This is a genomic window from Paenibacillus amylolyticus, from assembly GCF_003719335.1.
GTDB lineage: Bacteria > Bacillota > Bacilli > Paenibacillales > Paenibacillaceae > Paenibacillus > Paenibacillus amylolyticus_D.
On sequence record NZ_RIAS01000010.1, the window covers coordinates 59966 to 85264 of the forward strand.

The 25299-nt window shown below is 45.8% G+C and carries 23 protein-coding genes; 18 read left to right on the plus strand and 5 right to left on the minus strand.

Translation table 11 applies throughout. The features are described 5' to 3' along the window. Positions 1–230: 230 nt before the first annotated feature. A complete protein-coding gene (locus EC604_RS18010; protein WP_161556972.1) occupies positions 231–1619 on the minus strand; it encodes an MFS transporter in 1389 nt (462 codons plus the stop codon). An 84-nt stretch (positions 1620–1703) separates the two neighbouring features. Continuing rightward, a complete protein-coding gene (locus EC604_RS18015) occupies positions 1704–2945 on the minus strand; it encodes an ATP-grasp domain-containing protein (protein ID WP_161556973.1) in 1242 nt (413 codons plus the stop codon). 202 nt (positions 2946–3147) lie between these two features. On the opposite strand from EC604_RS18015, the gene EC604_RS18020 reads away from it, so the two are divergent. After that, positions 3148–3711: a hypothetical protein gene (locus EC604_RS18020; RefSeq protein ID WP_090918912.1), complete on the plus strand. Its 564-nt coding sequence runs from the start codon at positions 3148–3150 to the stop codon at positions 3709–3711. Then, positions 3708–4118 (plus strand): DUF2000 family protein, encoded by a 411-nt coding sequence (locus tag EC604_RS18025; RefSeq protein WP_123065477.1) that lies wholly within the window; start codon positions 3708–3710, stop codon positions 4116–4118. The genes EC604_RS18020 and EC604_RS18025 overlap by 4 nt, the downstream gene beginning before the upstream one ends. A 242-nt stretch (positions 4119–4360) precedes the next feature. On the opposite strand, the gene EC604_RS18030 is transcribed toward EC604_RS18025, so the two are convergent. Next, positions 4361–5581 (minus strand): MFS transporter, encoded by a 1221-nt coding sequence (locus tag EC604_RS18030; protein ID WP_123065478.1) that lies wholly within the window; start codon positions 5579–5581, stop codon positions 4361–4363. Between the two features lie 284 nt (positions 5582–5865). Here EC604_RS18030 and EC604_RS18035 point away from each other — a divergent pair, with 284 nt between their 5' ends. From EC604_RS18035 to EC604_RS18110, 16 genes are all read left to right on the plus strand, one after another. Next, positions 5866–6447 carry a TetR/AcrR family transcriptional regulator gene (locus EC604_RS18035; protein ID WP_123065479.1) on the plus strand — a complete coding sequence of 194 codons (582 nt, stop codon included), beginning with the start codon at positions 5866–5868 and terminating at the stop codon, positions 6445–6447. Positions 6448–6453: 6 nt separating this feature from the next. Further along, positions 6454–6663 carry a hypothetical protein gene (locus EC604_RS18040; RefSeq protein ID WP_123065480.1) on the plus strand — a complete coding sequence of 70 codons (210 nt, stop codon included), beginning with the start codon at positions 6454–6456 and terminating at the stop codon, positions 6661–6663. Between the two features lie 278 nt (positions 6664–6941). Continuing rightward, positions 6942–8327, plus strand: coding sequence for a helix-turn-helix domain-containing protein (locus EC604_RS18045; RefSeq protein WP_123065481.1), 1386 nt, complete (start codon positions 6942–6944; stop codon positions 8325–8327). Between the two features lie 254 nt (positions 8328–8581). Beyond that, positions 8582–9952 (plus strand): transcriptional regulator, encoded by a 1371-nt coding sequence (locus tag EC604_RS18050; protein ID WP_123065482.1) that lies wholly within the window; start codon positions 8582–8584, stop codon positions 9950–9952. 29 nt (positions 9953–9981) lie between these two features. Then, positions 9982–11337 carry a transcriptional regulator gene (locus EC604_RS18055; protein WP_123065483.1) on the plus strand — a complete coding sequence of 452 codons (1356 nt, stop codon included), beginning with the start codon at positions 9982–9984 and terminating at the stop codon, positions 11335–11337. A 388-nt stretch (positions 11338–11725) separates the two neighbouring features. Then, complete coding sequence (locus tag EC604_RS18060; protein WP_123065484.1) at positions 11726–11926, plus strand: aspartyl-phosphate phosphatase Spo0E family protein; 201 nt, start codon at positions 11726–11728, stop codon at positions 11924–11926. A gap of 170 nt (positions 11927–12096) precedes the next feature. After that, positions 12097–12780 carry a hypothetical protein gene (locus EC604_RS18065; RefSeq protein WP_123065485.1) on the plus strand — a complete coding sequence of 228 codons (684 nt, stop codon included), beginning with the start codon at positions 12097–12099 and terminating at the stop codon, positions 12778–12780. A gap of 81 nt (positions 12781–12861) precedes the next feature. Further along, positions 12862–13131 (plus strand): hypothetical protein, encoded by a 270-nt coding sequence (locus EC604_RS18070; protein ID WP_123065486.1) that lies wholly within the window; start codon positions 12862–12864, stop codon positions 13129–13131. 830 nt (positions 13132–13961) lie between these two features. Beyond that, entirely contained in the window at positions 13962–14150 is a 189-nt protein-coding gene (locus EC604_RS18075; protein ID WP_123065487.1) for an aspartyl-phosphate phosphatase Spo0E family protein, read from the plus strand. A 302-nt stretch (positions 14151–14452) separates the two neighbouring features. Next, the gene (locus tag EC604_RS18080; RefSeq protein WP_123065488.1) at positions 14453–16324 is read left to right on the plus strand and encodes a sensor histidine kinase; all 1872 of its coding nucleotides are present in this window, start codon (positions 14453–14455) and stop codon (positions 16322–16324) included. Positions 16325–16329: 5 nt separating this feature from the next. Then, the gene (locus tag EC604_RS18085; protein ID WP_123065489.1) at positions 16330–17106 is read left to right on the plus strand and encodes a response regulator; all 777 of its coding nucleotides are present in this window, start codon (positions 16330–16332) and stop codon (positions 17104–17106) included. Between the two features lie 102 nt (positions 17107–17208). Next, the gene (locus EC604_RS18090; protein ID WP_123065490.1) at positions 17209–18504 is read left to right on the plus strand and encodes an ABC transporter substrate-binding protein; all 1296 of its coding nucleotides are present in this window, start codon (positions 17209–17211) and stop codon (positions 18502–18504) included. 110 nt (positions 18505–18614) lie between these two features. Continuing rightward, positions 18615–19640 (plus strand): hypothetical protein, encoded by a 1026-nt coding sequence (locus EC604_RS18095; RefSeq protein WP_240037002.1) that lies wholly within the window; start codon positions 18615–18617, stop codon positions 19638–19640. Positions 19641–19717: 77 nt separating this feature from the next. Beyond that, entirely contained in the window at positions 19718–20551 is an 834-nt protein-coding gene (locus EC604_RS18100; protein ID WP_430538808.1) for a carbohydrate ABC transporter permease, read from the plus strand. Then, positions 20544–21389, plus strand: a complete 846-nt coding sequence (locus tag EC604_RS18105; protein ID WP_123065637.1) for a carbohydrate ABC transporter permease — start codon at positions 20544–20546, stop codon at positions 21387–21389. Before EC604_RS18100 ends, EC604_RS18105 begins: the two co-directional genes overlap by 8 nt. 268 nt (positions 21390–21657) lie before the next feature. Then, positions 21658–23040 (plus strand): FAD-dependent oxidoreductase, encoded by a 1383-nt coding sequence (locus EC604_RS18110; protein WP_123065492.1) that lies wholly within the window; start codon positions 21658–21660, stop codon positions 23038–23040. Positions 23041–23617: 577 nt separating this feature from the next. On the opposite strand, the gene EC604_RS18120 is transcribed toward EC604_RS18110, so the two are convergent. Both EC604_RS18120 and EC604_RS18125 read right to left on the minus strand, forming a co-directional pair. Further along, complete coding sequence (locus EC604_RS18120; RefSeq protein WP_123065494.1) at positions 23618–24268, minus strand: amino acid ABC transporter permease; 651 nt, start codon at positions 24266–24268, stop codon at positions 23618–23620. A gap of 191 nt (positions 24269–24459) precedes the next feature. Continuing rightward, entirely contained in the window at positions 24460–25182 is a 723-nt protein-coding gene (locus EC604_RS18125; protein ID WP_123065495.1) for an amino acid ABC transporter permease, read from the minus strand. Positions 25183–25299: the final 117 nt, after the last annotated feature.

Here is a 25299-nt window from a genome sequence, read left to right on the forward strand (position 1 = left end):
ACCGAAAGCTGGATTCATGTAAGACAATGTGTAAGACGATAGGTAAGACGAGCAGTGAACTAAAGGGACAATCCTGACGGTTTGGTCAAACGAACGTAGTAACATCCGAAAAATCTTTTTTGGATATCCTCCGTGCAGACCCAATTCAGTGTTGTCCCTTTTTGGTGTGACTGCTTTTTTTCGTATTAGCATAAGCTTAAGCGGAAGCTCTTATAAACCGAGGCTTGGACTTAAACACTTTTCGAGTAATCAGGTGATTCGATTCCACGTTTGTTCGAAGCGTTTTTTTCAATATACCAGAGAAGCACCATACAAATCGCATAGAACAGACTGATACCCAGAATAATGATCCATACACTCTTCATATCCACACTTCGAATGAACAGGCCCGTTAGATAGGGGCTAAGGGTATATCCCAGACAACCGACAAACAACAACAAGCCGTTAAATCTCCCCTGATGGCTGTCGGGTACGCGGGATGCAATATACAGATTGATATTGGTCTGCACCAGAATCTCTCCAATCGTCCAGAGCACCGTGGATACTACAACGATAGCAAATTGAGGCCAATCCCCGAGCAGGTATAGCGCACCAAATCCGATGCCATAAAAGAGAGCACCCGCCGCGATCGAGTTTAGAGCCGTGAAGTTGCGTGTCACGGACAGTACCAGCGTGGTCAGAAGGATGACGCTGATTGCATTAATGGTCATGACTGAGCCGTAGTAAGCTGCTCCATGTTCACCAAACGTATGATTCATCTGTAGTGGCAGGCTGAACGAGTATTGCATGTAGATAAAGTAGTTGAGGAAGGATACCACAATGAAAAAAACAACGAGCGGGTTCTTCAGCAGCAAAGGAAACAATGGCGAAGGCAAAGACTCTGATTCTTGTTGCTGCCTGGATGGATAGCTGCCTTGTTTATGTTTTTGCTGTTCCGGATGCTCGTGTTCTTGCTGTTGTTGCTTCCCATGTGGCTGTTGTTCTCCCTGCGGTTGCTGTGTGTGATGTCCCCGTTCCCCAGTCATAGTCTGCGTTATTTGGTCGCTCGCACCAACATGAACCTTTTTCCAAATGATGAAGGTAGAGATCAGAAATACGATACCGATACTCAGAAATACGATATGCACGTAATCCTTGATAAAAAAACCGGCAATCAATGGCCCAAGCGCGATACCGAGGTTGGCTCCGAGATACATCAGGGAAAAGGCTGATTTGCGCTCCTTCTCCTCCGGGCATAATTGAATAATTAAGGCGTTATACGCCGGGCGTGTAATACTGATGAAGAACATGACCGCAATCAGAAGATAACCGATGGTCATCGTGCCTGACCAGAAGGAGCAGCTCATGATCATAAGGGCAGACAAAATCTGCCCGGAGACAATGATCGTTTTTTTGCCAATCAGATCACTTAAATAACCGCCAAGCAGTACACCGGGGCCGCTAATCAGAGCCGCCATGGATACAAAAATCCCCGCACTGACCACACTCATGCCCATCTGTAGCGTAAGCACCAAGGTGATCAGGGAGAAAATAAAATCCCCCGTGCTGTTAATGGTTCTCGCCAAGCAGAGATAATAGATGTCGCGGCTGAGTCCCGCGTATGTTTTGAATAAAGACAATCGTTTCAAACCTCCCCAAGAAAAACACAATCCCAGTAAAAAAACTACTACGTTAAGTTCGTTCTCTACTGCGTATTCACGATCTTATACGTTTTCGGGAACCGCCACCTCAATGACAAATCGATCGTACATCTCCAGTAACGTCTGACGTAATTCCTCGAATGAATCACCTTCCACAATAGCGAACCCTGAGCGGGTCATCGTGTCGTTTACAGCCCCGGCGTGTTGCCCCACTTCATAGGAGACGTTAAATTCAATGATGCCTGGAACGTCCGTATAATCGTCTCTGCCGGAGATGTGCTGGATCACTCCTGCGCGGGAGGGGAAGCAGATCATACCCGTGAATTTGTTGCTGGTTTCCTGCTGCATAAAGGTATATGTACCGAGTTCCAGATCCGTCACTGCTTCGAAAAAGTCCACACCATGCGTGTTCTTGATGCAAGGCGGCATCACATGTGAACCCCCGATTCTGGCTCCAATCTCTCCGAAAACCACTTCGCCTTCCGGCGTGAGGAACAGCTCCGCATGGGTTACCGATTGATTGATGCCAAGCGCGGCGATGACTTGTCTATTGATGTCCTGGATACGCTGGATAAAATCCGCTTCTGTGTCTCTGGGGAAGGTAATGCTAGCCGGAGGTTTCTGCTGCGTTGCGATATCCAAACAGTTGTAGAGGTACTGGGAAACGGAAGCAAATACCACTTCTCCCTTGCACACAATGGAGTCACAGTGGAACTCTGTCCCGTAAATGAACTCTTCAAGCAGATCTCTTTGCTGTTCTTGTCTTGTATGTTGCAGATAATGGAGGAGTTCCTCCATGCTGGACAGCTTGAATGTGTTGATACTGCCGTAACCGCTGAGCGGCTTCACAATGATAGGGAACCCATATGTAGCGGAGAAACGAAGATAGTCCTGTTGCTGGAGCGCAATGGCCGTTCTGGACGTGCGGATTCCGCGCTGATGCAACATTTGTTTCATAATCCACTTGTTCCGAACCGCCTCGGCCTGATTGCGCTGCATGCCCGGAATGCCGAATTCGGAACGGAGTTGTCCGCCGATCTCAATGGCATTCTCACCCGGAGTTAACAAAGCAATGATGGAGTGAGATTGCAGAATATGCTGGATATGTGCCCGGATGGCGTCCACAGATTCGAGATAATCTACGTACCTAATCTCATCAAAATAAGCTTCAAGCCGTTCGGGATGATGTAATTGATGGCGTTCAATAATCAGAATCTTTCGGCAGTCTGTATATTTGGTCAAGGGTTTCACGAAGTTTAAACCAAAGGGTAGCCTGAAATCAGATATGAATACGATCGTTTTCATATATCCTCCTGGATAAAATTTGAAATAATGAATGGTTTTCACAATATTATAGCTCATTATTTTCAGTTTTCAATACATTTTTTGTAAAATTTTATGCACAATTGTACATATTTTTGTTGCGTTGAAGTGTTAATTGACAGCAGGAATTTTTTGGTATAGTATCGTACCGAATTGGAAAATAAATGGGAGGTAATGGAGATAAATGGATATAAATAAAGAGAAATATGCCATACTGGGCACATTGGGTGACGATGAAGGATTCTTGACTTGCAGCATGCATATTGCAAAAAAAATGGATAATTCTGATATGATTAAGCCATACCCCGAATTCGAAGCGGCCGCAGAAGACCTGAAATCCGGCGCGATTTCCTGTCTGCTGGTGCCTGGAGCGTATCCCAAGCTGAACAGCTTCATTATGGATTCAGATCTGGTCGTGTCCGAAAGTTTTGTAGAGAAAATCCCTGCACTGGTGCTGTCCGGCTTCCACGCCGCTTGCCCGGAGCAGATTGATACGATTTTTCATCATCCGGCAACGACATACTTGTTATCTGAACTGAATATTGCCTATAGAGAGAACAGCACAGTATCATCCAACCCGGAAGCTTGCAGGCAGGTTATGCTGAATACAGAGACCTCCATTGCGCTCACGAACCAGCTCTGTGCGGATCATTACGGACTGGTAACGTATAAAGTGCTGCGTGAAGGCATTCAAATGCCATGGGTATGTTTTACGAAAAAACCACAGAGGGTGAATGCACTCGTATGAAGAGAATCGCAATTATATTGGAAAAAAATCTGGAGCAGGGAGCCGCAGCCAACGTGGCAGCCCTGCTCATGGGACAAGCTGCCCTCAACGAACCGGGGTTATATGCGGATCAGCCTGTACGGGATCAGAGCGGCATTCAGCATGCAGGAATCCGCTACAGCACCGTTATTCTGAAGGCGGGGGAGAATCAACTGGTCAATCTGGCCAAGACCTGTGCTGAGAATCAGGACGGATTGAAACATCTTGTTTTTACACAGACAGGACAGTCCCTGAATAACGCTTTTGAACAATATGCAAGTGAAATTGCATCGATGACATTGGAGGCAGCCAAAGTCGTAGGTGTCATTGTATGGGGAGAAGACGAGTCCGTTCGGACGGCGACCAAGAAGTTCAGTGTGATGAAATAGTGTAATGAAATAAGGCAGGTTTGGGGATACGCTTTTAAGAAGGATAAGCTAGGTTACAGCATTCAGCATTGTGGCGGCTGACAGAATAGAGTAGCGGATAATAGCACAGCGGATAACAGCGCAGAACTGGGCAGAACAGAATGGTTTGTACGCGCGGGGTACGGACATAACAATAAGGTCAGAGGCTATCTTATGGATGGCCTCTGACCTTATCTTGTATAGAGCGTTTTTTTAGATGAAGGTTATGTGCGGCTTACAGCCGAGATCTTTTTCTCCGTAAAGTAGTATAGCAGCGCGAGCAGGGGCATGATCAGACCAATGAGTGTCGTGAGGCTCCAGCCGCCATGGGCATATGACCAACTTCCAAGTGAAGAACCGATGGCACCACCAATGAAGAAAATGGACATGAACAGACCATTCACCCGCCCCCTTGCTTCGTTAGCCAGGGAATAGATCACCCGCTGACCGAGCACCAGATTGCCCGAAACAGCCATATCCAGGGTGATGGCGACGACGACCAGCAGAATTAATGAAGCTGTGGAATGGCTCTGGAACAGATAGGCTAGACCAAAGGAAGCTATAGCAATAACCATAGCGGCTCCGGTGAGCACCCGGGTAAAACCGCGATCTGCCCATCTCCCCGCGATCGGAGCGGCGATTGCACCGCCTACCCCAGCCAGAGCGAACCAGGCAATGCCCTGCTGGGACAGGCCGAAGTCGTCTGCAAGCCGGAGCGGCACCGTTGTCCAGAACAGGCTGAATGCACCGAACAAGCTGGCCTGATAGAATGCCCGCCGCCGCAGCATAGGCAGGGTACGAAGCAGTGTGCCAAGGGAGATAATCAACTGTCCATAAGTCAGGTTTGGTTCAGGCTGACGGGCTGGAAGTGCACGTGACAAGAGCAGCATGAGCAAGGCGATCACCACGGCCGAGAAAGCAAACACCGCCTGCCAACCCATAGCACTGGTGATAAAGCTGGCGACAGGGCGTGCGAGCATAATGCCGAGCAGCAGTCCGCTCATGACATTGCCGACGACCTGCCCACGCTGTTCTTCGGAAGTCAGGTACGTGGCATAGGGTACGAGAATCTGTGCAACGACAGAACCAATGCCGATGAGTAGTGAAGCCGTCAGAAAGAGGAAAGCACTGGTGGAGAAGGTGGCTGTGATCAGCGCTAGCACGAGTACGACAAGAAATAGCACCATCAAACGGCGATTCTCGATAATGTCGCTGAGCGGTACGATGAACAGCAGACCAATGACATATCCGATCTGTGTCAGTGTCACGATTAATCCAGCTGCGGCAGACGAGAGACCTGTGGTGGTGCTGATTGGCCCAAGAACCGTCTGAGCATAATACAGGTTAGCTACAATCAAACCACAGGAAGCGGCGAGCAGGAAAATAATCCAGGCAGGCACGGTAGCCTGAGTCTGGCGTGCACCTTGTTTCTGTTTCGTGTTCATAAGATCGACCTCCAATAAAAGTTTATGATGATTCAGTTGACATTTGTATCGCGAATTACGGATGGGATGAAATAATGAACGTTCCGTTTACTAATTACACCTAAATAATATACGATACGTTTGGTATTGTAAATAGGCAATTACAGAACAAAGTGATTTCACATAAAGAAGACGGAAATATAATGACATTGCCGGGAGCTTAAAAATGTATATTGACGCTTCATTTTAGTATAATGAACGTATCGTTTTTTATTACATAGATGATGACAATGGAGGGGTCTGCAATGACTGCAAAAAGAGGACGTCCCCGCAACATGGAAACCCAGAATGCCATTCTTGCGGCAGCCTATGAACTGCTGCTTGAGGATGGGTTCGCTGCGGTGACAATCGAGAAGATTGCCGAACGTGCACAGGTAAGCAAAGCAACGATCTACAAATGGTGGCCAAGCAAAGGCGCTGTTATGCTGGACGGGTATATGTCGGCGTTAACGGCCAGGTTGCCTGTGCCGGATACGGGGGCAGTATATGAGGATTTGCGTGCTCATGCAGGGAACCTGGTTCAATTTTTGACAAGTGCCGAAGGGAAAGTCATTACACAGATTATCGGAGAGGGGCAGTCTGATCCCACCCTTGCGGAAGAATACCGAAGCAGATATATTCAGCCGCGCCGCCGTGAAGCATGGGGCATTCTGGAGAAAGGTGTGGCACGTGGCGAGTTGAAGCAGGGACTGGATATTGGACTGTATATCGACATGATCTATGGGCCAGTGTTCTACCGGATGCTGGTCACGGGTGAGCCGATGGATGATACGTTTGTGGAGCTGCTGCTAGGCGCGGTATTCAAAGGCATTGGGTCTGAGGTATAGCAAAAATTGCAGCAGCATGTGATAAGTGAAGGAAGAGAAGAAGAGGAAGAGGGCAATACGGAGGCATTCCGAATTACCCGGGAAGCGGTTATGTGTTGCAGGGCGAAGTTATTATACCTGAAAGATCGGGGAGATGGCAGAGGGCCATGTGTCAGTTGGTTTGGGGACGAAGGAAACTTCGTGCTCGGTCAACAGGGGAGGATCATTCCACACTGAACTTGGCAGTTCGCGTCTGTCCGTGTTGTATAATCTTATGGAAATAGTAGGATATTGAAGTTGGAATAACTGTATCATGTTCCTGTCCATCCTTCTAATGGATTTTTTCTATAAGCAATTCGGGGCGAAGGCAAGCTGGAGATGTAGAAGTTCTTGTGCTTGCATAAAAATGTAAATTTATTGCCACGATTGTTATTGACCACTGTAAAATTTAGGATTAAAATTGGTCTAATCATATAAATTCAAATTTCTGGATTTTAATTGTGGAGGTGGGATACATGGAACCTGCAACTACGATACGCTCAACGATTGAGGATTACATCAGGAAACAGGGATATACCCTTCAATATTTTGCAGATATATCGGGAGTGAACGCTGGGACGCTTAGCGCCATTATTAAGGGAACACGCCCCATCGCCATGGCGCAGCTTGATCTGATTACCCAGGGCATGAATCTGGAGGAAGGCTATTTCTACGAGACGTATGGTGGGGAGTGCTTCGTAGAGTCGGCTCCACACTGGCGAAGGCTTGAGCCTTTCCTGCAAAGATGTGCAGAATTGGACAAGCTGGACTGCATCCAGCGGGTGATCCAACAAGTAACGGACGATCGCTCCTATATCTCCGAACTGTTCGAGATGGCCGAAGGTATGCTGGAGCGCGGTCAGCAACAAGCTGCCCGCATGTTATATGAATGTGTAGCGGAGTGCGAGAAATACCAGCATTCCGAGCGCTTGGCCCTCTGCCAGTACCGCATCTTCACCCTCTCGCTCGGCCAGAATCAACATGATAACCTCCGTGCCGCCGTGCACTTCGAGCCGTATATTAATCGGCTGGATGAAGAGAGGCAACTGGATGCGATTAAGGATTTGGCGAATACGTATCTGGCCTTGAAGTATTGGGACAAGGTATTTGATCTGTCTGAAGAATTAGATCAGAAAACGAAAATCTTGCAAGCATATACAAAGAAAAAAATAGACAAAAGTGATAGACTCACTGCCTATCCTTTGTTCGTATATAGAGCTTATTCCAATTTGCTTAAATCAATGGCATGTGAAAGGCAGGGACGTTATGAAGAGGCTCTGCTCTATACAGAACTCTATGCCAAGCTTGCTAAAGTCTCTGAACCGGATGAAGAAGATCAGATCTACATTGACAAATTTGCCGGTTGGACAGAAGCTAACACTTATTTATATAAATTAATGATAGGTGATTTCAGAGTTTTACCTGCTTACGTAGAATTTATTGAACAAAATGAAGAGGAAATTTTACCTGCATTAATTAATATTTTAGAAGCAGCTAATAAGTTTGAACAAAATGTTGATGAGACTTTGTATAAATTTAGCGACCGCATTAACTCCGAAATTAACCATTCAAAAGGATATACAGAACAGATAAAGAGTGAGATGTATGCTACATTTTTACTAGAACGTTCTCTATATCACTTGAATCGTCATGAATATCGCGAGGGTTTGAAGCAACTTATGGACTGTCTATGGGAGTCTGTAAGATTAAATAATCAAACGGATATTATTCATTGTATTTCTTTATATGAGAAATACAAAAACATGGGCAACACTGAAATCGAGCATCAATACAAACTTATAATGATGGAGGTTCAGAAATCTTATGAAAAAAAAGAAAATCTTATATGTAATCTTGCTTAGCTTTATGATTATTAGTTTGGGTGAAATGGGGAATTTTGATAGTGATGTAATTATAAAAATGTTAGCTCATCATCATGGTGGAGGAAGTCTATAACGCCATAGATATATTAATTTGTCAATGAGGTTTACTTTCAAGTATTGAGAGTAAGCTTTTTTTGTATTTTCATAGATTGACCAATGTAAAATACAGGATTAAAATAACATTTATTATATGTTATTGAATTATAAGTGATTTAGGTAATGGAGGTGAAATCGTGGAAGCGGTACCTACGATAACAATACATATTGAGAAATACATAAGAGAGAACGTTCTCAAGTTGCAGCACTTTTCCGATATTACTGGGATTAATGTTGGGACAATAAGTGCCATTCTTAAAGGTAGCAGACCGATGTCTATGAACCAACTGAATCAGATCACTTCTGCAATGGGATTAGAAAAGGGTTATTTTTATGAAACTTACGGAGTAGAATCCTTCATTGAATCATCGCCTCACTGGAGACGTTTGGAACCATACCTACACGAGTGTGCTGAATTAGGTGAATTGCACTGTATACAACAAGTAATTACTCATGTAACGGATGATCGATCCTACATAGAAGAGTTATTTGATGTAGCTGAGAGCTTTTTTGCTAAAGGGTTAAAAGAAGCAGCTCTTATTCTGTATGAATGTGTTGCAGACTGTGAGAAATATCAACACTCAGAGCGGTTGGCCCTTTGCCAGTACCGTATTTTCCTGCTTCAGAAAACATTGAATAAACTCATTAACCTGAATGCAGCAATAAAGTTTGAATCCTATATTGATAAATTGAATGAGGAAATGCAATTGGATGCGCTTAAAGATTTAGCTAACCTGTATAGCACAATGAATCTATGGGATAAGGTTTTTGAGCTGGCTGAGGAGTCAATTCGAAGAACTGACTTACAAATTCATCTTCAATCCTTGAGCCGGAAAAGGAAAACTAGAGTTGCCTTTTATCCTCTATTTACTTATAAAGCGTATGCTAATCTGCTCATGGCAAATGTATCTGAAGAACGTAAGCAATACAAACAAGCTTTGAAGTACACAGATGTTTATGAGGATATTGTGGATGGAATTAAAAACCCGACAGAGGAAGAACAAGAATTGATAGAGCGATTCAAGGGCTGGGCTGAAGGGAATCGATATTTATACAAGATACTATCTGGTGATTTCGAATTATTATATCGTTATTTGGATTACCTAGATATTAATCATGCCGAAATTTTAACAGTACTCACGTATATTATACAGGCGGCAAATCAGTATTCTTACAATATTGACTATACATTGAATAGATTCCAAAATCACATTGATCAAATTAAAGAAGAAAGCTATGTACAAGGATTATATAACGAACAGGCAACAAATTTTAAGTATATACGCTTATTCTACGAACTAGCAAAATACAGATTAAATCAAAGCCAGTTTGAACAGGGAATAGAACATCTAATTACTAGTTTGGAACGTTCCTCCTCATGTAATGAAGATCTAATGTGTATCAAATGCATTGACTTATATGGAAAATACAGAAACCACGCCAGTAAGACCCAGGAAGAGCAGTATACAAAACTAATAGATAAGTTAAGTGTACCAACTTTTCAATAGTAAAACATCTGGGGAGGAGGATGAAGACAATGTCCAATATACGTTCCTACATTGAAGATTACTTGAAGAATGAGGGATATAAGCTACAGAAATTTTCAGAAATTGCTGACATTAATGTGGGTACATTAAGTGCGATCATCAAAGGAACCAGACTTATGTCAATGAATCAACTAGACCAAATCACATCAGCAATGGGTTTGGAACAGGGATACTTTTATGAAATGTATGGAGTTGAATGTTTTATTGAATCTGCGCCCCATTGGAGGCGATTAGAACCTTTTATATATCGTTGCGCTGAACTTGGTAAGCTAGATATTATACAACAAGTTATTACTCATGTGACAGATGATCAATCCTATATTGATGAGTTATTTAATGTGGCAGAGAGTCTCTATAATAAAAGCATGAATGAAGGGGCACTCATTTTATATGAATGTGTGGCTGACAGTGAGAAGTATCAACACTCGGAACGGTTGGCCCTCTGCCAGTACCGTATCTTCCTGCTTCATAAAACACTGAGTAAATTTGATAATCTTAATGCCGCAGCAAAGTTCGAACCATATATTGATAAATTAAATGAAGAAGTGCAATTGGATGCAATTAAAGACTTGGGTAATGTGTATATTGCGATACATATGTGGGACAAAGTTGATGCATGGGCACGGGAACTGGAGCGGAAAGCAGAGATTCAATTAAAAATGCAATTTCGTAGGCGAAAAAATAAAAGAAGACTAACAGGCTATCCTCTTTTTACATATGCAGCTTACGCAAATTTAATGATATCAACTGTATATGAGACCGGCAGGGAATTTGATAAGGCCATAAAGTATATGCAGAAATACATGAGGATAATTGAAATTGAGAATCCTACACAAGAGGATCAAGAAATAATAGATTTATTCAAAAAATGGGGGGAGGGTAATCGACTGTTGTACCAATTAATGCTTGGTCAAGAAAATGTAATCGATTCTTATTTGGATTATATCGAAAAAAACCCGCCAGAAATATTAGCTGGATTGGTTAATATATTGCAATCAGCTAATCAGTATTCCTTTAACATTGACTATGCTTTGATTCGATTCGAGAATCAGATCAAATTAATTAATACGGATATGCATAATAAAAGTGGATATAACGATCAAATGTTTAACCGCCTGCATCAAGAATTTTATTATGAATTGGCAAGGTATCAAATGAAAAAACGTAATTATTCATTTGGATTGGATGCCTTACTTATATGTTTAGAGCTCTCATCTTCAAGTAAAGATGATCTGATGTGCATTAAATGTTTGGATATGTACGGAGAGTATCGGAGCGAAGCCAATGAAACACAAATGAAAAAGTATAAAAATGTAATAGAAAAGTTAAGCACACCAACTTTTTGATAATTAAATGTCCGAGGAGGAAGGTGAAAAACAATGCCAAATATACGTTCTGAGAAATAAGAGATCCAAGACGATCACATGACAGTAAAATGTGTTGATTTATACGGAACTTACAGACAGCAAGCTAGTTTGTCTCAGCAAGAGACGTATTCACAATTATGCAAGACGATAAATATTAAATAAAACAAACAGCCTATCTGCTTCTAAGGTAGGCTGTTTTGTGTTTTGAAAAAGGATTAGGCAGAGCGCAATGCCTTTTCTAAAGAATTCTTTTTACAATATTATGCAAAACATAATATGTTCTAAAAAGCACCTGTAGTCATTAGTAAAACTAAATAGCTTACTCATATTAAATGTTTTTCTAGAATGTCCTAGAGGGGTACACGACATGAGAGAACTGAGTATCTTAAAAGACCAAATCGAGCAAGGTCGGCAAGAATTGAGTCGCTTGGTAGATCAATATGGAATCCCGAATGTGAAAGTGCTTGAGCAGTCTATGGCGTTGGATGAGCTAATTAATGAATATAATCGATTTACTCTAGGAGTGAACATAAAGAAAAAAAGATTTGTGGCATTAAAGAAAACGTAGTCAAACTAAAAGTAGTGTTTGGATGGTAAGGAGGATGAGCCTCTAATAACCAGTTAGAATTTAATGATTATTATATTATTCATAAAAAGTATATATAAGTATATTTTGAAAACAATTATATAATTGTTTCGGTAACAATCTCAATTATGAAAAAAATGGAGGTTTTATCTATGAAAAATTATGGGAAAATTTTATTAACAGCACTTATGATTTCTTCCGCATGTTCAACGGTGGCAGCTGCTTCATCTGAAGGACAAGTTTTAAGTACAAATACGCCTGAAATAGTGATTAATAATGATATTTCTCAAACAAGTACAATAGGTATTTTTGATCCTAATTTTAAAGAGAAAGCTATTTCACAAGGACTAGATTCTGAAACAATTATTGCGGGGTATTATGTTCCTTTTGATAAGACGCGTTCCAATCTATCAAGCGATCAGGTGCATCCTTCTGCGTTAGGAGATTACTATCTGAAAAACATTGATATGACCCAAATTACTGGAAACGTTATTGAGCGTGCGGTTGGAAAAGGTCCAGCACCTTTGTCCTTGTCTGTTGTTGATGGTGTGGCTACTACGTTCTCTGCTGAAATTTCTTCTAAAGCAGGGTTGGGAGGTGCAGAGATTGCTGCTAAGCTAGGCACAACCTACCAGGCAACTCGTAACTTTAACAAAACATACGGCCCAATCCAAATTCCTGCGAATAAAACATACACCATTTACTGCGCACCAACATATAACTACTACTCGTTTCAGATATGGAAACAAGGCTTTTTTTCTGATTCTTATATTGGTACTTATGAATGTAAAGAACCAACGGGGTTATACTGTTACTGGCGAGATACTATTGGTTGATGACTAGACTTGATTTCACAATTTTGGTAATTTAATAACGCATACAATAGCAATATTATATTACTAAAGGAGAATTTAAATTTGAAAAGTAAAATGAATTTCTTAGTTCCCCTTATCTGTTCTATTGTATTATTTGTTATTGGATTTCAGTTTATTGCTCAAAGTACTGATTGGGGTATGGACAAAGCTATGTTGGTTTTTGCAGAATACCAAAATGTAAAGTCTGATACCTTTGGTATCTTTGGTAGTTTTATAAACTCAGAGATTTGGTCGTATAAAATTGAAGGAATATTATTAATATTTTTAGGGATGTTAATGTTGTATTTAGCAAATTCATTACGAAATAAATAAGGCAGGGGCTGTCCCATAAGTCATAAAATTGGCTAGGGACAGCCCTGTTTTCTAAATTGTAGCAGCAAAAAAATGGGTCTGACAAAAAGACTTTATTTGATCTGATCGCAAATGTGATTAAACGTCCGTCAGAAATACAAGGTATTCCTGATGAGAAGGAGATCATCTACCAGCTTTGCCACTTGCCTTTTACTCAAAATTGTACGACAATAATTACCAGTAAAGAGTTAACTTGTGCAACAAACTGTGCTAAACTGGAGATAATAAAAAAAGAGCAAGGATGCGATAACATCCCTACTCTTTACAACAGCCGCTTCTAAGGGCGGTGGCTGTGCATAGGTAGCTGAAATAGACCATACCTTAGCGGGGCGGTCTATTTCTTTTTGTTTTGATTATTTAAGGCAATTAACACCGAATCACCACAGGAATCACTTTTGCAGCAGTTAGAAAATATCTGATTGATATGACAGGAATTGCATTCGACCTCAATGGGTTTCATTCATCAAGGGATCATATGAGACATTTATTAAAATGGGTGATGGGGTGAATCCTGACTTGGCGTTTCTGAATCAAGTAGGAACAAAAACATAAGGATAATCTAAATCATAGTGTGATATTTTTAGTGAAATGTGGATGGATCACGATATGTGGATAAAACATAAGATCACGTATCCATATGTTGTAGGTGGTTTGGAGTAATGGGCACTTTTAAAAATACTAAACTTATGAAACTAAACCTTTGCAAACAATCATTTGATTTTGCAAAGGAATAAAATATGAATTTTTTGGCAATGTATCCTAAAATGATGTAAAACGAGGGGGTGCATGCTATGGGTGAACCGAAGCAGATCAAAGATCGAATTGAACGGGATAGGCAGAAGTTACGTCGGTTGGCGGAGAATCATGGCATGCAGGATAACAAAGTCCTCGAACAGTCCATGGTGTTGGATGAGCTAATCAATGAATATTATCGATTCCAATATAAAAAACATATGATGCAGAGACAACCGATTGCTTAATGCAGTCGGTTTTTTATTGTGACCAAAAAGAAGTCGACCGCAATGCTGAAGTCGGCTTTTTAATGTTTTCCGAAAGTTAAATCACGCTCCCGCCAATTCCCCTGATAACAGCGCTCAAGCCTCTTCCTCTTTAAATTCCGTACTAAATCCATAGCTTACAGGATCGTCACGACATCTCTAAACTGGATATGATGACCTCAATTCATCCGGAATGGATGCATCTGTTGGTTCCAACGGATTGAACCGTCTCATCGAACAACAGCGAGGTCTCATACAATGAAACGAAGGAGGGGGACAAGTGAATGGCAGAAAGGACGTTGAACTTTGTTCGTTCAATCCGAAAAAGCATAAACCTGCGCTCCAAGCTGCTAGTGCTTTTTCTGGCATTGACTCTCTTGCCGCTTAGCTTGCAGGGGGTGATGAGCTACGCCCATTTTTCGCAGACACTGGATCGCAAGACAGAGCAATTCACCATTGATATGGTGCGGCAGATCAACACCAATCTGAACCGAATGCTCAAGGATTTTGAGCGGTTGTCGCTCTTGCCGCTCTATGACCAGACCGTTCTTGGCATCCTGAGGAAGTACGATGGTTCGATGGGTTCAGGGACGTGGGCGAAGTCGGATGATTATCAAAAAATGAAGCTGTATACGTCAGCTCAAGCCTATGATCGGCCAGAGATTCGAGGCATTCATCTGATCAGCAACAGCGGTATCCTGTTCTCCAATCTGGACTCCCTTGCGGTCAAACCCGTCTGGGACGGCAGCCAAGAGAAATGGTTTTCCGAATTGAGGAGCACCGAAGGCATATGGCACTTGCTTCCCCCGCATATTCCCGGCTACTACGTAAGTGGTCAGGAAGCGGAATACATCACCGTGGGCAGAGAGCTACGTGATCCGGGGACGCTCCAGCGGCTGGGGTACATTTTGATCGATATCCGGCTGGAGGCCTTTGGACAGCTATTATCCAATCTGAATTTTGAGCAAAAGGCAAGTCTGATGATCGTGGATAGCCAGCATCGTCTTATTTTTGAAAAAACGTCTACAGACGGGTTATCCGCTTATGCTCCTTTGTTATCCCATGGAAAGCTTCAGGATTATGCAGACAATCAGAAGATAGAACTGGATGGACGTTCCTACCTCCATGTAAGGCATCATTCGGGATATTCGGGGTTGTCTGTGATCAGCCTGACGCCAATTACGGTCATTCAAAAGGAGTCGGGGGAGATGCTGACCTTTACGATGGGACTTGCCCTTCTCTGTATGGCGGCTGTAGCGACCCTTGCCGTACTCGTATCTTATAGAGTCACGCGTCCGCTTATTCGTCTGAAACATCATATGATTCGGGTGGAACAGGGTGATTTCAGCCAGCGGGTTACTCAATACAGCAGTGATGAACTGGGGCAGATCAGCAGAGGATTTAACCGCATGATGGAGGAGATTCACCGCCTGTTTCATGAGGTGTATATGCTCGAAATTCAGGAACGGGAAGCAGAGCTGTCGGCGCTACAGAGCCAGATGAACCCTCATTTTATATACAACACACTGGAGTCGATCAACATGATGGCTGTCCGCCAGAGGCATGCCGAAGTATCTGCAATGGTGACAGCGCTTGGCAGGCTACTGCGATATACCATTGATAAGGCAGATCGCATGGTGACGCTGCGGGAAGAGCTGGCGTTTGTCGATTCTTATGTGCGAATTCAGCAAGTGCGTTACAACGGTGAACTGGAGATCATCTATGACATGGAGGAAGAAGTTAACGACTGTCTTGTTCCCAAGCTGATCCTGCAGCCGCTGGTGGAAAATGCGATCTGCCATGGGATTGAAGGACGGCTAGCAGGCGGCGGCACGGGAGGTATGATCTGGGTATCTGCCGTTTTATTCGATCAGGAACTGCTCATCAGTGTTAGGGACAACGGCAAAGGAATGGAACAGGAGGAGCTGGATCGGTTAAATGCTTCTATCTCTGGACAGACCTTTTCTGGACAAAACGTGCACTCACCCGCTAATCCCATTCTGCATCGTCGTGCCGGGGAGAGCCTGGGCCTGCACAATATCGCTCAAAGGCTGCATCTGGTGTATGGAAAAGACAGCGGACTAAGTGTTGATGGCAGCCCCGGGCAAGGGCTGGTTGTTACCTTATCCATTCACCTTCAACGGAAAGGGGATTGATACGCATGTATAAAGTGCTGCTGGTGGAGGATGAAACGGTAATTCGTCAGGGATTACGAGAGTTGATTGTACAGGCGTCCCCTCAGTTTCAGGTGGTGGGGGAAGCGGCAAGCGGAGCCGAGGCACTGGAGGTACTGCGTTGTGAAGTGCCGGATGTATTAATCACGGATATCCGTATGCGCGAGATGGATGGATTGACGTTGGTTTCATTAGCAAGAGAGATGTACCCTGATCTGCTGATGCTTATCATTAGCGGGTACGGAGAGTTCGAATATGCACGCAGGGCGATGGAACACGGGGTATTAAGTTATCTTTTGAAGCCAATCGAACGTCATGAACTGGTGAAATGTTTGCAAAAAATGCAATTGCTGCTGGACCGCAGAACCGGTCTCTCTACACTTCCTATCCCCGAAACCTCTGGCGCAGCCAACCCGGAACACGGGGAACCACGCAAAATTATTCGCAGCGTGAAAGAGCATATCCATCAGCATCCCGATGGTGATCTGCGGCTCCAGACGGTTGCTTCACTGGTCAATCTGAACCCGACGTATCTGAGCCAGTTGTTCAAAACCGAGACAGGCATCAACTATTCCGAATATATCGCGGAGGCACGAATGGAGCGGGCCAAGTGGCTGCTGGCCAACACCGGACTCAAAATCTATGACGTTGCCCGGTTATCCGGATATCAGAGTCCGAAACATTTCATGTTGGTTTTTAAACAGCAGATGGGGTGTACGGCAGGGGAGTATCGTGATGGATACAGTTCGAAAAAACCTCTTTAAAAAACGTACCATTTCTGCAACTGACGTGATTTAGGAGCAAAGAGCGCTTTCGATATACTGAGGTGGCACAGGAATACCATAACGTCCATAAGGGGGATTTCCATGAAAAAGGCAGGACTGATGCTGATTCTCGCGCTTATGATCACAGCTTTAATTGGATGCACAAGCAGCAATACGGGCGGGGCTTCTAACGCCTCTGGTGGAGAGAACGACAAGGTAGAACTGAAATTCATGATGTGGGGTAATCAGGCACACATTGATGTGTACAACAAGCTGATTGATGGCTTTACCAAAGAAAATCCGGGCATCAAGGTAACGATGGAATCAGTACCCTTTGCCGATTATCAGCAGAAAATATCGGTGCTTGCCGCTGGCGGCTCGCTCCCTGATCTGGCCTGGGTATCGGAACGCATGATACCGCAGTTCAAGTCCAATCACATCCTGGCCGACGTGTCGGCGTTCAAGGATGATGCACAATTCAAGCTGGACGATTACATTCCCAGCACGCTGGATCTCTTCCGTGAGGGAGATCAACTGTTAGGCTTGCCGTTTTCCACACCGCCTGTGGTGATGTTTTATAATCATACGCTCTTCGACAAGGCTGGGCTGACCGATCCGAATACGTTGGCTGCCAAAGGCGAGTGGACGTGGGAGCAGTTCGAGGCTTCTGCCAAAGCAATAACCAGCAAGGATGCGGCGAATCGCATCTATGGGGCTAACTTTTTTCGGGACTGGAAGACCTGGGCAGTGCTTTCTTCATATTCCTGGTCTAACGGAAGCGGGCCGTTCAACGAAGATATGACAGCGTTTACCTGGAATGATGAGTACGGAATACAGACCTTTGCCATGCTGGAGCGCATGATGTTTACCGATGAATCCCACCCGAAAGCGGGCGAGCAGGTGAGCTTTGATGCAGGCAATGTGGGCATGTTCTTCGATAACTACAGCTACGTGTCCAAAGCAAGGGAGATCAAGGATTTTGAGTGGAGTATTGCACCTATGCCGTCTGGCTCACAGGGCAGCGTACCGATGCTGGGGCAAGCGGGCTATGCGATGTTTAAGGATAGCAAGCATCCGGAGGAGACGAAAAAATTGCTGAAGTATTTTGCCAGTGAACAGGGAACGCAAGCCACCGCGACGTACTTTGTGCCTGCGCGTACTTCGGTGCTGAACTCTGATGCCTTCATCCAGCAGCCGAACAACCCGAGCAAAGAGCATATCGTGCAGGCGGTCATTGATGAAATGCCGAAAGCCCGTCTGATCCCGGGACATATCCGCTGGCAGGATATTGATAACGCGGTACTGCAAGGTTTTGACCGATTATTCGCCCGTACAGCCTCGCCAGAGAATAATTTGGAGCAAATGCAGACGGAAGTGCAGCGCATATTGCAGCCCTGACGAGGTGGAGAGTGAAGGAGTGCGGGAGATGAAGCGTAAATGAGAATAGAGCGTAGGGAGGACAGGAAAAGGACGGAAAGAAAAATGACGGAAAAAAGTGAATGAGGCGTATGAAGAGTGAGAGAAGTGAGGGGATGAACCAGGTGGAAGACATGAAGAAGGGTCAGCAGACGGAGAAGATGCAGTTGCGGTCGCAGAGGACGGAACAGACACAGGAGTCGCAACAGATGCAGCCTTCTCAGAGTTGGCAGAACGCGCAGAACTCCCAGAACCCGCAACATTCACATCAAGTCGGTCAACTTTGGACTAAGCAAAATACGCCAAAGACAGGTCAACTGCAAGCTATGCTGGAGCAAAAACCGCTGTCGCTCATCGTCAGTCTGCCCGGGAATGATCTCGCACTGGCTCAGGCGGCACGGGAGGAAGGTGCGGATGCTCTGAAGGTGCACTTTAATGTGGGCCATCGCGCAAGCGGCAACCATTTTGGTTCGCTGGATGAATACACCGAGGTATTTCGGGCGATCCGCTCGGAGTTCGCTGGTCCATTCGGCGTTGTGCCATCCGGGAGTATCGAAGGGACACGGAGAGAAGATGTGGAGCGCCTGGCGGATCTAGGCTTTGATTTCTACTCGATCTATGCGCATCATCTGCCTTCTTTTATGTTGCAAGACCATGGGCTGGAATCTACGTTTGCGATTAACAACGAGTATGATGTGTCTCTGGTGGCATCTGCTGCACATTTCGGTTTTACTGCACTGGAGGCTTCGATTGTACCCGGCAAAGAATACGGCACCCCGCTCAGCTTTGCGGACGTGCTTCATTATCGGCAGCTGGTCTTGCAGGCCGGAGTACCGGTACTTGTTCCTTCCCAGCGTAAGTTGGTACCGGAGGATGTTCCCGTGCTTCATCACAGTGGCATTAAAGCTATTATGCTCGGGGCAATGGTTACAGGTAAAACGGAGGATCAACTGCGCAGAGCGGTGAATAGCTTTCGCAATGCGATTGACCGTCTGGGGCAAAAGGAGCCTTTGGGCTCGGAACGGGATGTTCCGGAATCATCTGCGACTGGACATTCTGACCCTCCCGATCCTACGGAACTTTTAGATGGTTTGGGTTCAGGGAGGGATGGCTCGTGAGCCGATCCAAAAAGCGGAGACGTGGAGGGCCGCTCGCCAGGGAAGCGCAGACTGCTGGCTGGTTGTTTATTTCACCGATGCTGCTGGGCTTTACTTTGCTGCTTCTGTTTCCAATGGGGCTTGCGTTTTATATGAGCCTGACGGATTGGCCACTGCTTGGGGAGCACCATTTTATCGGACTAGACAATTACCGGGATATTATGACGGATGCCATGTTCTGGGAAGTGCTTGGCAATACGGTTTACTTTACGGCAGGTCTGGTGCCGCTGAATATAGTACTCGCTTTGCTGCTCGCCCTGCTCTTATCTAAAAGCATTCGAGGGATCGGCCTTTTCAGAACGGCCATTTTTGTCCCGGTTATGACATCATTAATTGTTTGGGCCATCGTGTGGAAGCTGATGTATGCAACGGAGTCGGGGTTAATCAATCAGCTACTATTGATGATGGGCATTAAAGGTCCTGCTTGGCTGTACGATCCGGATCTGGCGATGCCTGCCGTTATTGTGACGAGTGTGCTGAAAAATGTCGGTCTGAATATGGTGCTGTTCATTGCAGCACTTCAGCAAGTCCCGCGTTCCTTGTACGAAGCGGCGACACTGGACGGCGCGGGTAGGAGGGCTTCTTTTTTCAACGTCACCCTGCCTATGATCACGCCGACCGTATTTCTGACCGTCGTGATGACCGTCATTGGGTCGCTCAAAGTATTTGGACAGATCTATGTCATGACCCAAGGCGGGCCGAGCAACAGCACGAAAGTTCTGGTCTATTACATCTGGGAAAAAGCATTTAAGCTGTTTCAGTTCGGCTATGCTTCATCCCTTGCATACGTGCTGTTCCTGATTGTGCTGATTCTGACGCTGCTGCAATGGCAGCTCCGAAAGAGGTGGGTATTTGGTGAAGGCGATGCCTAGATTGACAGGCCGGAGGTTCGGGACTGCTGTTGGCACCTATTTGATACTGACGGCAGTTTCGCTGATCATGATTGTTCCGTTGATCTGGATGGTCTCGACATCCCTCAAGGAACCGCAGAGCATATTTACCTATCCACCACAGTGGATACCGGACAGCTTGCAATTTCAGAATTATATCGATGTGTTTCGATTGATTCCGTTTCACCGTTTTTACGGGAATAGTGTGTATATCTCTGCGTTGGTGGTGCTTGGCACGGTGTTTTTTGCCTCGCTTGCGGGGTATGCCTTTGCCAAGATTCCGTTTAAGGGACGGAATGTGGTTTTTCTCATTTTGCTGAGTGCGATGATGATTCCACATGAAGTCACAGCGATTCCGATGTTTCTGTTTATGCGGCAGCTGGGGTGGATTGATACGCATCTTCCTCTGATTTTACTGCCGATCTTTGGCGCGGGCGGTGTGTTTGGCATCTTTGTGATGCGGCAGTTCTTTATTACGGTGCCCACCGAGCTGGAGGAAGCGGCGATGATTGACGGCTGCAGCCGGTTTCGGATTTATTGGCAGATTATGCTTCCCCTTGCCAAGCCGGGCATGGCGACTCTGACTATTTTTACATTTGTGACGAGCTGGAATGAATTCTTTGATCCGTTGATTTTTATCAATTCGAGAGAGCTGATGACATTGCCGCTGGGGTTGTCCCTGTTCACGGATGAGGTGGGCACGGCCTGGCAGTATTTGATGAGTGCAACCGTGATGGCGACGGTGCCTCTATTGATCGTCTTTTTCCTGGCGCAGCGGCGTTTCATTGAGGGTGTGGCGATGACGGGATTGAAGGAGTGAGTGGGATTGGGAAGCGGAGTAAGTAATAAATATGAGGGGGTGTGAACATTTGTAACGGTTTGGGAAAAGGGTTGTGGTGGAGTGAGGAGATTGTGTAGCTACTGGGAGGGAAGGGGAGAGTGAGAGAGAACTGAAAGGTAACAGAAGGATGGATTTAGTACGGTGAGAGCGGGATGAGCGCAAGAGGATCGGGCGAGAGTAGGTAGAGGGATTCAATCCATTATTCATATGGAAGAGCAGCGTATCGTATGGAAGGGAGAGGGCTCATTTGAATGAAGTGGCGAATGTCAAAAGGGAAACGGCGGATGTTGTCGTTGTCGGAGGCGGCCCCGCGGGAATAGCGGCGGCGATTGCAGCAGGGAGGCAGGGTGTTCGCGTGGTGCTAGTGGAACGCTACGGATTTGTTGGCGGGATGTCAACGGCTGCTATGGTTTATCCGTGGATGACGTTTCATACCGAGCAGGGTGAGCAGGTCATTCGGGGGATTGCACAGGAGATTGTGGATCGCTTGCAGGCACGCGGCGGTTCTCCCGGGCATCTGCGTGATACGGTTGGTTTTGTGCATAGCGTGACACCGTACGATCCGGCCGTCTATCAGGTGGTCGCGGCAGAAATGTTGAAAGAGGCGGGTGTTCGGCTGTTGCTGCACAGCTTCGTAGATGGTGTTACTGCGGTGGATGACCGAGTAGAAGCGGTGCGAGTGACGAACAAATCCGGTCAGCTGGAGATTCAGGCGAACGTATTTGTCGATGCGAGCGGTGATGCGGATGTGGCTTATCTGGCTGGGGCCGCTATAGCGAAGGGGCGGGAGGAAGACAGCCAGTCTCAGCCCATGACGATGAAGTTCCGTATGCGCGGCGTGGATCTCGGGCGTGTGAAGCAGTATATGCAGGAGCATCCGGAGGATTTTTATGAGAAAACACCGTTTGCCGAATTGGATACGATTCCGTTGACGGGCGTGAGCGGCTTCTATTCACACTGGAAGAAAGCGGCGGTGCCGATTCAACGCGATCAGGTGTTATTTTTTACCGGACCGGCGGCAGATGAAGTGCTGATTAACTGTACCCGGGTGCAGGGGCTTGATGCCACCAATGCTGTGGATTTAACCGAAGCTGAACAGGAAGGACGAAAGCAGGTGCTGATGATTGCCGAATTTCTGCGGAACGATGTGCCGGGTTTCGAACGAGCTTCGATCTCGGCTGTAGCCCCACAGATCGGTATTCGTGAATCCAGACGTGTCATTGGGCTTTATGCGTTGACTCAGGACGATGTAGTTGCAGGGCGGAAGTTCGAAGATGTGATCGCCAGAAGTGGCTATCCTGTTGACATTCATGATCCATCTGGACAAGGCGTGACGGCAGCTTTTATTCAGGGTGATGGTGCGTATGATATTCCCTATCGTTCTCTGCTCTCGCAAAATATCAGCAACTTGCTGGCTGCCGGACGCTGTATCTCCACGACACATGAGGCTCACGCTACAACCAGACTGACTCCAAGCTGTATGGCAACGGGAGAAGCTGCGGGAACAGCTGCGGCTATGGCAGTAAAGCTGAAACTTGCGCCTGCGAATCTTCCTGTATCACTGTTGCAAGCAGAGTTGCGCCAAAATGGTGTGGCAATTGGAGTGGAACAGGGAAGTGAGGGCAAATGATGCTACGGTCTGAGCAAAGAGTCGGGGGAGAATGAGCGTTGAAGTGAGGGTAAGGGAACAGGGGGAAAGCGAGGTATGACGACAACGAAGGAGAGTGATACTCGCCTAAAACATTAAGTATAAGATTAGCGTAACCGCACAGTGATGAAATTCTAACGATCACCAGAAGCCTTATTCGGGCAAAAAAGTAGTCATAAACATTCTAACGATCCCCAGTGACGCTATTTTGCCGAGATTGCTCCGAATGGGGCGGAAAATGATCGGAATCAGCAAAATAAGCTTCCTACGGATCGTTAGAATTGAAAATGCCTCAAAAATGGCTAAATAAGCTCATCTGAGATCGTTAGAATTCAAAAGCTCCAATTCCATGAAAAATGTGGAACTGGAGCTTTTAAACTTCGAACCGTTGCTTTGCTTAGCTCATATTTTGGGCGGTTCCACTTCGAGTATTGAAGCTGGAAAGTTGAATCGCGAGCAACCGTAGCGGTTGCCTCAAACTGTTCAACATGGAGCACTAGAGCAGCTTCGCTTCGAACCGTTGCCACAAGCAACTGAAACAAAACAACGGTTCAACTCCCTAGTTCATTCGCGCCTCAAGCCTTCTGGCGACGATCGAGAGGGAGTAGTTGATGATGAAATACAGTGCAGCAGCGAGCAACAACGCCGGGATGATGTAATCGAAGCTTTGACCGCCGAGGATCTGCACATTGCGCATTAGCTCCGGCAAGGAGATGATGATTGCCAGTGACGTATCCTTCAGCAGTGAGATGAACTGGCTTACCATGGGCGGAGACATGCGGCGCAGAGCCTGTGGCATGATGATGCCGCTGAGCGTCTGCATGTAGCTTAGGCCAGAGGAGCGGGCTGCTTCCACTTGACCACGTTCTACAGACTTAAGGCCGCTTCGCACGATTTCAGCGATCATGGCGCCTTCAAACAAACTTAATCCCACCACCGTGGACCAAAAGGGTGGCATTTTAATGCCAAGCTGTGGCAGCACGATATGGATAAAAAAGATGATGAGCAGCAGCGGCAGGTTACGAATGGTGTCTACGATGACCGCCACAATCTGGGAGAGGACGGGGATTCGTGTAAATCGTATGGTACCGAGCAGTGTGCCCAGCACAAAGCTGAACACAATGGATAAGCCCGCGACCTGCAGGGTCACCCAAAATCCTTGCAACAGGAAACGAAGGTTAGGCCATTCATAGGCCCCGCTAAAGTCCATACATCCGATGCCTCCTTCGGTGAGCAATATATGTTCAATGCGTGATGCGCGTAGGCTGTGGTACATGTTCAAGACGAAACATATGCAACATGGAGACGGAGCATAGAATATAGAGCATTCCAAACGGCATGTGGAGCCTTGTTTAAGGCTGGTCTTGGGGAATCACCACATGTGACTGGATTAGATATGCCCTACATCGTAACCTGCCCGGCAGGTTTGTTTTTCTTCGGTTTCCCTTTGGGTTTGCGTGCTTCTGCATCACTCTGTCCAAATCTGCGTTCCATATAATGCACCAGGAAGCTGAGCGGTAAGGTCAGTGTCAGATAGAATAGGGCAACGATGGTGTAGACGCTTAGGGGCTGGAACGTATCGGAGTTCACAATGTCGGCAAAATACATCAAGTCCATGCCCGCCACAACGGCCAGGATGGATGAGTTTTTGACCAGATTAATAAATTGGTTGCCAATGGAAGGCAATACAATTTTGATCGCTTGCGGCAGGATGATCAGGTTCATGGCCTGTACATAAGACAGTCCCGATGAACGTGCCGCCTCCAGTTGACCGCGAGGTACAGTTTGAATGCCTGCCCGAATCGCTTCCGCGATGAAAACGGCCGTATAGATGGTTAGTCCCAGTGTGCCTGCGACAAATCCATCCAGCGAAATACCCAGCGAGGGCAGTCCAAGATAGAAAAAAAACACCACCAGCAGCAACGGAATGTTGCGGATAAACTCCACAAAGGCCGTACCAAACCAGTTCAACGGTTTGACCGGTGAGATTCGAAAGATCGCCAGAATGGCCCCCAGCACAAAGCTGCCAATCAGAGCCATCACGCTCACTTGAATCGTATTCAGAAATCCTTCCATAAAGCGATCGGAGTGTCTGAACAGTACGCTGAAATCCAATGTGCCCATAACAAGAGCCCCCGTTCTCCAGGTGTGAAAATAAAACAACAGCGCATCTGCTGTATGCGAATCTCTCACATACAGTAGATGCTTGCAGTACATATGGAATGTTTAGCCGACGGTGGA